The organism is Bradyrhizobium sp. UFLA05-89, assembly GCF_059803475.1.
Window position 1 is genome coordinate 22,222 of the sequence record NZ_JBANBA010000109.1, and the last position, 9,777, is coordinate 31,998.

The 9,777-nt window shown below is 61.2% G+C and carries 9 protein-coding genes; 6 read left to right on the top strand and 3 right to left on the bottom strand.

The annotated features are described in order from the left end of the window. Window positions 1-11: 11 nt before the first annotated feature. The 3 genes from SO139_RS36895 to SO139_RS36905 all read right to left on the bottom strand — a co-directional run bounded on the left by SO139_RS36895 (window position 12) and on the right by SO139_RS36905 (window position 2,360). The gene (locus tag SO139_RS36895) at window positions 12-1,274 is read right to left on the bottom strand and encodes a hypothetical protein (RefSeq protein WP_449382017.1); all 1,263 of its coding nucleotides are present in this window, start codon (window positions 1,272-1,274) and stop codon (window positions 12-14) included. Between the two features lie 164 nt (window positions 1,275-1,438). Further along, window positions 1,439-1,714 carry a hypothetical protein gene (locus SO139_RS36900; protein WP_449382016.1) on the bottom strand — a complete coding sequence of 92 codons (276 nt, stop codon included), beginning with the start codon at window positions 1,712-1,714 and terminating at the stop codon, window positions 1,439-1,441. A 76-nt stretch (window positions 1,715-1,790) separates the two neighbouring features. Next, on the bottom strand, window positions 1,791-2,360 hold the full coding sequence (locus SO139_RS36905) for a hypothetical protein (protein ID WP_498541564.1): 570 nt from the start codon (window positions 2,358-2,360) through the stop codon (window positions 1,791-1,793). Window positions 2,361-2,622: 262 nt separating this feature from the next. On the opposite strand from SO139_RS36905, the gene SO139_RS36910 reads away from it, so the two are divergent. From SO139_RS36910 to SO139_RS36935, 6 genes are all read left to right on the top strand, one after another. Next, window positions 2,623-3,825 carry a polysaccharide biosynthesis/export family protein gene (locus SO139_RS36910; protein ID WP_449382014.1) on the top strand — a complete coding sequence of 401 codons (1,203 nt, stop codon included), beginning with the start codon at window positions 2,623-2,625 and terminating at the stop codon, window positions 3,823-3,825. A gap of 93 nt (window positions 3,826-3,918) precedes the next feature. Next, complete coding sequence (locus SO139_RS36915; protein ID WP_449382013.1) at window positions 3,919-4,506, top strand: hypothetical protein; 588 nt, start codon at window positions 3,919-3,921, stop codon at window positions 4,504-4,506. A gap of 24 nt (window positions 4,507-4,530) precedes the next feature. Further along, window positions 4,531-6,000, top strand: a complete 1,470-nt coding sequence (locus SO139_RS36920; RefSeq protein WP_474802438.1) for an O-antigen ligase family protein — start codon at window positions 4,531-4,533, stop codon at window positions 5,998-6,000. A 152-nt stretch (window positions 6,001-6,152) separates the two neighbouring features. Further along, window positions 6,153-6,773 carry a hypothetical protein gene (locus tag SO139_RS36925; protein ID WP_449382011.1) on the top strand — a complete coding sequence of 207 codons (621 nt, stop codon included), beginning with the start codon at window positions 6,153-6,155 and terminating at the stop codon, window positions 6,771-6,773. A 274-nt stretch (window positions 6,774-7,047) separates the two neighbouring features. After that, window positions 7,048-9,315: a polysaccharide biosynthesis tyrosine autokinase gene (locus SO139_RS36930; RefSeq protein WP_498541565.1), complete on the top strand. Its 2,268-nt coding sequence runs from the start codon at window positions 7,048-7,050 to the stop codon at window positions 9,313-9,315. Next, window positions 9,305-9,777 (top strand): hypothetical protein (locus SO139_RS36935; protein ID WP_498541566.1); only part of this gene is annotated, 473 nt, incomplete at its 3' end. The genes SO139_RS36930 and SO139_RS36935, both read left to right, overlap by 11 nt.

Genomic DNA, 9,777 nt, shown 5'->3' on the forward strand with positions numbered 1-9,777 from the left:
GGCTCTGGCTGCTAGCGTGAGCTGATGCTTTGCGACAGCCCAAGGCCTACCATCACCGAGAGGCAAAGGATTGCTGCGGGGTGCAGCAGGCCGGGACTTGCGAAGCTCTCGACAAGCGCGAAGCAGAGGCAGGCCGCGGAAGCCGCGGGGAAGAACGAGTCGCGACCTCGCTCCAAGGCACCTAAGAAAAGCCGCGCCAACAGCACGCTCGCTACGACAATAGCGGCAGCAAGGCCAATCCACCCCATGTCGATGAAAATGGCGGCCGCTACCGAGGGCGGCCGCAATGCCTCACCGGGGTCGCTCTGATAGATCCTCGCTACGGCCGCAAAGCTGCCTGCACCTGCGCCGAACCAGCGAGTATCCGCCAGCATCCGCTCGAGTGTGGCTCTGGTTTCGCCCGGGAGCTCGGAGACCAACCGCAGCAAGGCGGATCCCGAGCTCTTCTCGAACACGAAGCCCAGCACGATGCCTGTGCCGATGAGAGCCGCAATTGACAGCGCTGTGGCCGCGATGGTCGACAGGTCCAGGCGTCGAATGATCAGGATGAGCACGAACAGCACAAAGCCGAGGCTGGCCGCAACGGCGCTGTTCGTGTTCGAAAATCCAAAGATGGCGAGCGCGTTGATCAGCGCGGCGATCAGGCCGCAAGCTCCCACAGCGAGGGAGCGTGAGAGGGGGTGACGCGTCTCGGCGCGCTCTGCCGCCAATTGCATGACGGCAAGGTTGAGCAGCAAGCCAAAGCCGGCAAGACTGGTTGCGAGTCCCGCGGGCGATGCGTCGCCCAAGGCTGGCGATATGCGGTGCAGATCCAGCGTCAGCGCGGATAGCGTGGTGATCCCGCTCAAGACGAACAGGATCAATTCGGCGCGGCCGCGATCGCGCGCTACTACGATGGTCACGCCGAGCAGCGAAACAGCCGCAAGCGAAACGAGCAGGGCATTCAACGTCAGGCCGAAGTCGGCGGTGATAGGTCCGAGAGCAAGGCCGCCCACCGCGTCATGGACGCCGGCCCAGATCGGGTGCGCTACGCCAAGCGGCACTGGGATCATCTGCAGCGCGATAGCGGCGGGTATTGCGACCAAAACCCAACCGACCCACGAGCTCGCCCGCAGGTAGTGTTCGTAGTCGGCCTTTCCTGCATTGAGCGAGGCAGCAAGCAGGCTGACGCTGGCTGCCGCGATCCCGAGCTGTGCACCGAACCTGGCGCCGCCGATTTCGAGGATGGTTGCCGAAGCAATGGATAAGATGAGGGCAAAATAAGCGAGGGACAACCGGCGCGCTCGAACAAAGGCCTGAAACAGTGAGGCCACCATACAAGCCGTCAGCCCCATTTCAAGCGGGCGGCCCCATCACAATGCGCCATCAGGCGCGGATGGTGTGGATGGAATTTGCAAATCGCGTGGGAAGACCTTCAGATCGTGCGGAGGGGAAGACTTCAGCGCGCGGTTTTCAGCGGCCGCACGAAGACGCGGGAGGCACGCGCCGCGGCCAGCCAGAAACGCGCCAGCGATCCAAACAGATACCCGCCCTGAAGCGCGGTTGCGCACAGTGCGAAATCCTTCAACCCCTCAAGAAATGCGATTTGAGCGATCATGCCGATCGGGATGGCGATCAGCCCGATCGCGAGCGTCAACGGCAGGAGTACCAATACGCGGAAACGCTGGCCCAACACCGCTCCCACGAGAAAACTAAAGATCAAGAACTCAGCCATCCGAAACACTCCCCGTGCTCCGGACCCTAAGGTTCCAGACCCTAAGACACCCTTAAGTCGTATGGCTAAACTTGGCCTATTGGCCGCAATTCGTGAGCAGCGAATTAAAGGCCTCCCGCAACCCATTCAGGGCAACCAGACCTTTGATTTCGCTGCCGCTTTCTTTTTCTTTGACCGTGACGGTCAGCGAGGCCGTCACCTGCCACTTGCCCCCGGCGAAGGCGGCGACTTCGTCGGGCAGCAGCACGGCAACGCCGGCGCCGGCCATGCTGGCCTCAAAAGTCTGGGAGCCGCCTGAGGCCGAGGTGATTGTCACTTGGGGGCGGCTTCGGGGTGGGAGGGGGCGGATCAACGCGACCAGCACGTCGATCTTGCCCTTCGGCGCACAGCGGACGATCAGGCCGGCAAAGTCGAGATCGGATTGAGTCGTGTCGGCCGTCTTCATGATGGCGGCGAAGCTTTCCCCCTCCTTAGCCCCCTGCGTCCGGGTGAATTTCCAGGTGGAGGAGGGGGCGGCCGGCGCGGCAATTGAAAAGACGCAGGCGGAACCCAAGGCCGGAGGGCCGCTCTGGCAGCGGTTCCCGACGGGAGCCCCCTGCGGGATCGATAGCAGCGGTCCGAGCAAGGCAATGGCAAAAACGGGCACGGGGACTCCCATCAGTTGAACGGTTCGGACTTCTATCAGGACGGCCACCGATTTTGCAGCGGCCCCACATCGGGCACGCTGCCCACCGATCGAGCAAGAAAGTTACACCAAATGGTCACAAAGGCTTAGCTGGAGTTCCTAAGAGTTGCCTGCAAGCAACAGTCGTCGCCATAACGCTTGCGAAACGGCGTGGAACTCTTGTCGCACCGCCCAACCCGCCGTACCACTTCAGGGGTAAATGGGGACTATGTGGGCGCGATTCATGCATTCCTTTGCCAAGACTTTTGTATTCAAGCCGGCGTTTTTGGCGGTGGCTTTGGCGCTAGGCGCCTGTTCGACCAATCCCGGTTCGGGACCTCTCACGGATGACGTTAACAATCACATTCAGACGGCCAGCGCGCCGGAGTATGAACTCGTCCCGCTGAATCCGGCCACGGTCAAGATCCTGCACACTCACGAGCCCAAGGGGCTTGCAGGTGCGTTCACAGACAAGCGGCCGCCGGCCAGCATCGTGTTCGGCATCGGCGACGTCGTCAGCGTCACCATCTTCGAAGCCGCTGCAGGCGGTCTGTTCATCCCGGCGGAAGCCGGCGTTCGTCCCGGCAACTTCGTGACGATCCCAGATCAGACCGTCGACAATGACGGCTTCATCACAGTGCCCTATGCCGGTCAGGTGAAGGCGGCGGGCCTCACCGCAGTCCAAATCCAGCGTTCGATCGTTGAGAAGATCGCCAACCGCGCCATCGAGCCGCAGGTTGTCGTGGCGATGTCCTCGCAGCGGACGCAGCTCATCAGCGTGCTCGGTGAAGTCAATACGCCGACCCGTTTCCCGGCGAGCGCGGCGGGCGCGAAGGACAGGGTGCTTGACGCCATCACTCGTTCCGGCGGCATCAAGGGTCAGGGCTTCGAGACCTGGGTCATGCTGGAGCGCCAGGGCAAGCGCGCCACTGTGCCGTTCGAGAACCTGGTCATGGCGCCTGAGAACAATATCTACGTGCGTCCTGACGACAGCATCTACGTCTATCGCGAGCAGCAGAAGTTCCTGGCGTTCGGTGCTAGCGGGCAGAGCGGCGAGTTCAACTTCGACGCCTGGCGCATCAATCTCGGCGAAGCGGTCGGTAAGGCCGGTGGTCTCCTCGACGCTCAGGCCGATCCGGCTGCCGTGTTCCTCTATCGTCGCGAGCCGCGTGAGGTTGCTGCCCAGCTCGGCGTCGACGTCAACAAATACACCTCTGATACGATCCCGGTCATCTTCAACGTGAACTTCCGTGATCCGGGCGGCTTCTTCCTCGCCACCAAGGTCATGATGAAGAACGGCGACATCATCTACGTCTCGAACTCGCGCAACGTCGAAGTTGCTAAGTTCCTGACCTATCTGCGGGTGATCATGGCGACTGGCTCTGATGCGGTGAACCTCGCCAACGACACGCTGATCTTCCGCAACAACATCAAGTTGGCGCCGTAAGATCGGCCCGATACGAACGAGAAGAAATGGCACCGGGCTTTCCCGGTGCCATTTTTGTTGAGGAGGCGGTTCGCTGAACTTAAGGGAAAACACATGCAAGGCTGGTTGCCGGGCCGCGCGCTTGTCGTGATTGCCGCTGCGCTTTGGCTCGGCGGCGGATCGGCGTGGGCTCAAACGAGCCTTGGTACGAGCTTTGGCGTGCGCCATCGGATCGATGTGATCGTTTCAGCTGAGCCGAACGCGTCGATTCTTAGAGACCTACCTGGTGCGAAGGGATCGCTGTCGTTTACGGTGCGCCTGTCCGCCAATTCGAAAGAGAGCCGGTTTTTCGGTATGCTGCGGCCATCCTTTTCCGATATCGTGCTCCCTGACACCGCCGGCCAACCGCTGGTCAAGCAGACGAAGATCTGGGAGGAGGACGCGTGCCATCAGCGTCGGGGCTTGCCAAAGGTCACGGTCACCCAGCTTGCGGGAGACTTTGGCGAGGGGCACAAAAGAATAGAGATTTCCGCGATCAACCGCCACATCGGGCTTCTGGTGCCGCCGGACGAGCTCACCCCCGGAATCAAGCTCGAGCCGTCAAGCGATGATGGCGGCTCGTTCTTTGCCTTTCGGGCGCAAACCAGAAACAGCCGTTTGAACGTTGATCTGAAGATCTATCCGATTGATTGCGTCCTCTAAAGGAGAGGCCTTGCCGTAACGAGGATGCGTCTTGGCTCGCTGAACATCCGCTGGTCTTGGAGTCTTCCGGCCACCTTTATCCTGTTCTTCGTCGTGGCCGGCGCGCCGTTCCCATTCGGCTCGACCAACGATCTCTCGATCGCGTTCTGGTGCCTCTGTCTTGGCGTTGCTCTTAGTGTGGCGCCGACGCGCGATTTGCGAAGGCCGCACCTGTGGATGATCGCCGGCATCGCCGTCGTGATCGCTGCCTACGCATTCGTGTTGCACGAGCAGCTCTCGGATCACCCCTGGATCGCGCCGTTTCATCCCATCTGGAAGCAGGCGTCCGACCTCCTGGGCCAGGAGATCGCCCCGTCAGTGTCCATCGTGAAGAACGAGGCCTTCTTCGCGCTCGGCGCGCCGCTTGCCAACATCCTGGCGATCCTGCTTGGGATCACCGTCGGGGCAGACCGCGAGCGGGCGCGCCGCATGCTCTGGGTGATCGCCATCTCAGGCGCCGTCTACGCGCTCTATGGTGTGGCCTCGTTCCTGATCGAGCCCACCATGATCCTGTGGCGGGACAAGACCGCCTATCTCGGCAGCGTTACCGGCACCTTCATCAACCGCAACACCGCGGCGGCCTATTTCGGCTCGGCCGCTGTGGTCTGGATGCTGCTGATTCTGGAGGATGTCCGCCGCCGCGTTCCTGAGCGACGCCTCGACTGGAAACGTCTCTCGCGCGATCTCGCCGAGATTCCGCCACGGGAAATCCTGCCGCAGCTTCTCGCTTTGCTGGTCTGTTTGATGGCGATGTTCATGACCGGCTCGCGCGCCGGCGTCGGCCTGTCGCTGCTCGCCATGATCGTGTCGTTCACGATCTTCTTGAGAAGAGACTTGCCGCCGCGGACGGGGATCTGGATCTCGCTCGGCTCCGGCGTGGTGGTCGCGCTCGGCCTGATGCAACTGCTTGGCGGGCGGGTCTCGAGCCGCTTTGATAGCCAGGGCCTGGTCGATGAAGGTCGCGTGGAGGCTTGGAAGTCGACCTTGCGAATCATCGCCGACAACCCGTGGTTCGGCACCGGCATGGGCACCTTCCAGTGGGCCTTCCCGCCCTATCGCAGCCCGAACATTTCGATACGCGGCATCTGGGATGCGGCGCATTCGACTCCGCTTGAGCTCGCCTCCGAAGTCGGCATCCCCATGGCACTTTTGGTGGCGACGGCCTGGATCATCATGTCTGTGATTCTGGCAAAGGGCGTGTTCGGACGACGGCGCGATGTCATCATCCCGCTTGCGGCCGCGGCGACCGCGACGCTGTCGCTGCTGCATTCGTGCCTCGACTTCACGCTCCAGGTCCCCGGCTACAGCATTCCGTTTTTTGCGCTTTTTGGCGCGGGGCTGGCGCAATCCTTGCGCTCGGGCGAGGCTCGGCCGGAGGTTGAGGCGCAGGTTGCAGGAGGCTCCCAGCGTGCGCGGGATGAGAAGACGAAAAGGGGTGTCCCGGCGCGTGCCTGATGTTCACAAAACTGTCTATTTTTGAAGCAGTTGCCGCCTTAACGAAGTTTTCAGTATGAGTAGACAGCCGAGGGTTGTTCGGCTAGGTTCCGCGCTGCACGCGTCATTTGCCCGCGGCAGGGGGCAAGCTGATATTTTTGGAGGGTCTAATTATGCGCGCGATTCGTTTTGCGCTTCGCTTGGCTGCGGCCGCGGCTCTGGCCGCAACGATTTCAACGGCCGCGAGCGCTGCCGTCTATCCGCCGCAGCGTCAGCTGCCGGCCCAGGTCATCTCGGATTTCAAGAGCGCGCCGAGCAGCCTGTTGCAGCAATTCCCGACCGGCGGTGCGCAGATGATCTCGCGTGTGCGCGATCTCGGCGCCTCGGATCCCTCGACGCTCAACGCCCTGATCGGGCTGCTTAAGGATTCCGCGACGACGAAGGACCAGATGCGCGCGATCGTCGCCGGTCTCGCCCAGGTCGCCCGCATGGCCGCGCAGAGCGACCAGGCCTTTGCAACCGAAATCCAGAACGCAATCGCCGGCACCAACAGCGCCGACGTGATCGCCGCCTACCAGGCCGCAACCGGCGATGTCGCGATCGCGGCAACCGGCGGTGGCGCCGGCGGTGGTGGCTCCGGTGCAGGCGGTTCGACTGGATCGAGCGGCTTTGCGTTCGGCGGATCGAACGGCGGCGCCTCCTCGTTCGGCGGCCTGCACTACGCGACCTCAGGCTCGAGCATGGGCAGCGGCTCGGTGGGCGGCACGACGAGCAGCACCAGCCCACGTCGCTGAGCTGCAGCCAAGTCTGACGCGGTCCAGCCGATCGCGCATCATCATCTGATCATGAAGCGGCGCTTTCCGAGGCGCCGTTTCGCATTTCCCGTTAAGCTTCGTGCAAGATGTAATGTGCAGATCTCGTTGCACTGCATCAATTGAGTTCAGCCGCGGCCGCTAGCATGCTATGTGCATGTCGGTTCTTTGCCCTTTGAGTACCTTCGCTCACGTAACCGTCTTTGGTCGATGCGTTCTCCAGAATTGATGGGAGGATGCTTTCAGGAATTGCGCAATGCTGCAGGTGAATAAGCCGACGTCGGAGATCAACCGGGATCTCGCCGAGGACGGCGGCTCCCCGTCCCCGATCCTCACCCCTTATCTCGAAATTATCCGCCGGCAATTCCCGACCATTGTAGCAATCGTCTCGGCCTGCGTGATCCTGGCGCTCATCTATCTCTTTACTGCCGCACCGCAATTTACCTCGAGTGCCTCGATGGTGATCGACACCCGCAAGGTGCAGTTGTTTCAGCAACAGTCGGTGCTCGGCGACATCGCAGTCGACTCTGCCACGGTAGAGACCCAGGTCGAGATTCTAAAATCCGAGAACATAAGCCTCGCGGTTATCCGCGACCTGCACCTGATCGAGGATCCCGAATTCACCGGGAGCGGCGGTGGGCTGTTTGGCGCTGTTATGGATTTCATTGGCGGTCTCTTTTCCGACGGGCAGGCTTCGTCCGAATTCGAGCTAACCCGCAAGGCGCTGGAGCGTTTCGAGAAAAACCGCACCATCAAGCGCGTCGGCCTCACCTACGTCATGGAAATCGGCTTCACCTCACTCGATCCGCAGAAGGCGGCAAAGATCGCCAACGCGATCGCAGATGCCTACATCGTCGACCAGCTCGAGGCGAAGTACCAAGCGACCCGTCGCGCCAGCGTCTGGCTGCAGGACCGCATCAAGGAGTTGCGCACGCAGGCGTCCGCCGCGCAGAAGGCGGTCGTCGATTTCAAGACCGCCAATAACATCGTCGATACCGGCGGGCGGCTGATGAACGAGCAGCAGCTTGCGGAAGTGAACAGCCAGTTGGTGCTGGCACATGCGGCCACCGCCGAGGCCAAGGCGCGGCTCGACCGCATGAACGACATCCTCAAGCAGGATATCCCGGACGCCAACGTGACCGACGCGCTGAAGAACGACACCATTGTCAAGCTGCGCGCGCAATATGTCGACATGGCCTCCAAGGAATCGATCTGGTCAACCAAGTATGGCTCCGATCACCTCGCCGCCGTCAACTTGCGCAAACAAATGGCGGAGATCAAGAAGAACGTCACGGACGAGCTGAAGCGCATCCAGGAATCCTACAAGAGTGAATACGACATCGCGGTGACTCGCGAGGAGAGCATCAAGTCCAGCCTCAACAACGTCGTCTCAGAATCGCAGCTCACCAACCAGGCGCAGGTGCAGCTGCGCGAGCTCGAGAGCAACGCGCAGTCCTATCAGGCGATGTATGACAATTTCCTGCAGCGCTACATGGAAAGCGTGCAGCAGCAGTCCTTCCCGATCACCGAGGCGCGCGTGATCAGCGCGGCGACAACGCCGCTGAAGAAGAGCTCCCCGAAATCGCTGATTATCCTTGCGGGCGGCCTGCTGGGTGGTCTGATGCTCGCCTTCGGTTCAGCGATGGCCCGCGAGTACAGCGACAAGGTGTTCAGGACCACCGGGCAGGTGGAGGAAGTCCTGGGTGCGAACTGCATCTCCATCCTGCCGGCGCTCGGCAACACAGCCTCCGCGCAGGGGCTGGGAGAAAAACTGCTGGGTAGTAAGCTTGTCAGGAAGAACAACCCAGAGCCCGATCTCTTGCGCTATGTCGTCGACAATCCGCTGTCCCGCTTCTCGGAAGCGATCCGTTCGCTGAAGGTGGCGGTGGATCTGAATTCGATCGTGCGCGAAAACCGCGTGCTCGCGGCGATCTCAACGCTTCCGAACGAGGGCAAGAGCACACTCTCGACCAATCTCGCCCAGCTCATGGCGCATGGCGGGGCGCGCGTCATCCTGCTCGATGCCGACCTGCGCAACCCCTCGCTGTCACGCGCGCTGGTGCCGGACGCTAAGATCGGCTTGGTCGACGTCATCGCGCAGAGGGTGCAGCTTGAGGATGCGCTGGTTGTCGATTCCGTGACCAAGCTCGCGATCCTACCAGCGGGTACCACCTCGAAGCTGCTGCACACCAACGAAATTCTTGCCTCCAAGGCGATGCATGCGCTGATCACCCAGCTCCGGTCGAAATACGATTACGTGGTTTTGGACATGCCTCCAATGGCCCCGGTGGTCGACGTGCGCGTCACCTCTTCCTTCGTCGATTCCTACGTGTTTGTGGTGGAATGGGGCAGGACCAATATCGACGTGGTCAAGCACAATCTGCGGGGCTCGCCGGAAATCCAGCACAAGCTGCTTGGCGTGGTTCTGAACAAGGCCGACACTAAAGCGCTCGCGCGCTACGAGTCCTATCACGGCCGCTACTACTATCAGAAGTATTACGCCCGTTATGGGTATGTCGAATAAACGTTGCTTCGCCAACTGGAGTTTGCGCGCATTTGTGCTGCCGTTCGGCCTCGTCGCCGTGCTGTGGCCCTTGCTGGCGTTTCCGTATTTCTTAAGAGCTGCTCCGGCCCGAGACTTGACTGCCCGTATCATTGCAGATGATCGGTTCAAACCAGGCATTCTCGTGAACGCGCTCACGGCGATTGAGTCGTCTACTCCTGCGATCACGCGACAAGCGGCTGTCATTTATGCCCAAGCTCTTTTGCAACTGCGGATCGCCGAAGAAGCGCAACAGCGGAATGGCTCTGACCAAGCCGACCGCGAGGTAGAAAAGGCAGGGACGTACTTGCGAGCCGCGCTTTTGATGCGGCCCAGCGACGCCTTCTTATGGCTAATGCTCTATTCGATAGAAATGACGCGCAACGGGTTTGGACTTGATACGCTAAGCTATCTAGATCAGTGCTATCTGCTAGGACCTTACGA

Bases quoted from the DNA above. Each gene is read 5' to 3' on its own strand.
- SO139_RS36900 (WP_449382016.1), bottom strand. From the start codon at position 1,714: ATGGCTGAGTTCTTGATCTTTAGTTTTCTCGTGGGAGCGGTGTTGGGC.
- SO139_RS36910 (WP_449382014.1), top strand. From the start codon at position 2,623: ATGCATTCCTTTGCCAAGACTTTTGTATTCAAGCCGGCGTTTTTGGCG.
- SO139_RS36915 (WP_449382013.1), top strand. From the start codon at position 3,919: ATGCAAGGCTGGTTGCCGGGCCGCGCGCTTGTCGTGATTGCCGCTGCG.
- SO139_RS36920 (WP_474802438.1), top strand. From the start codon at position 4,531: ATGCGTCTTGGCTCGCTGAACATCCGCTGGTCTTGGAGTCTTCCGGCC.
- SO139_RS36925 (WP_449382011.1), top strand. From the start codon at position 6,153: ATGCGCGCGATTCGTTTTGCGCTTCGCTTGGCTGCGGCCGCGGCTCTG.
- SO139_RS36930 (WP_498541565.1), top strand. From the start codon at position 7,048: ATGCTGCAGGTGAATAAGCCGACGTCGGAGATCAACCGGGATCTCGCC.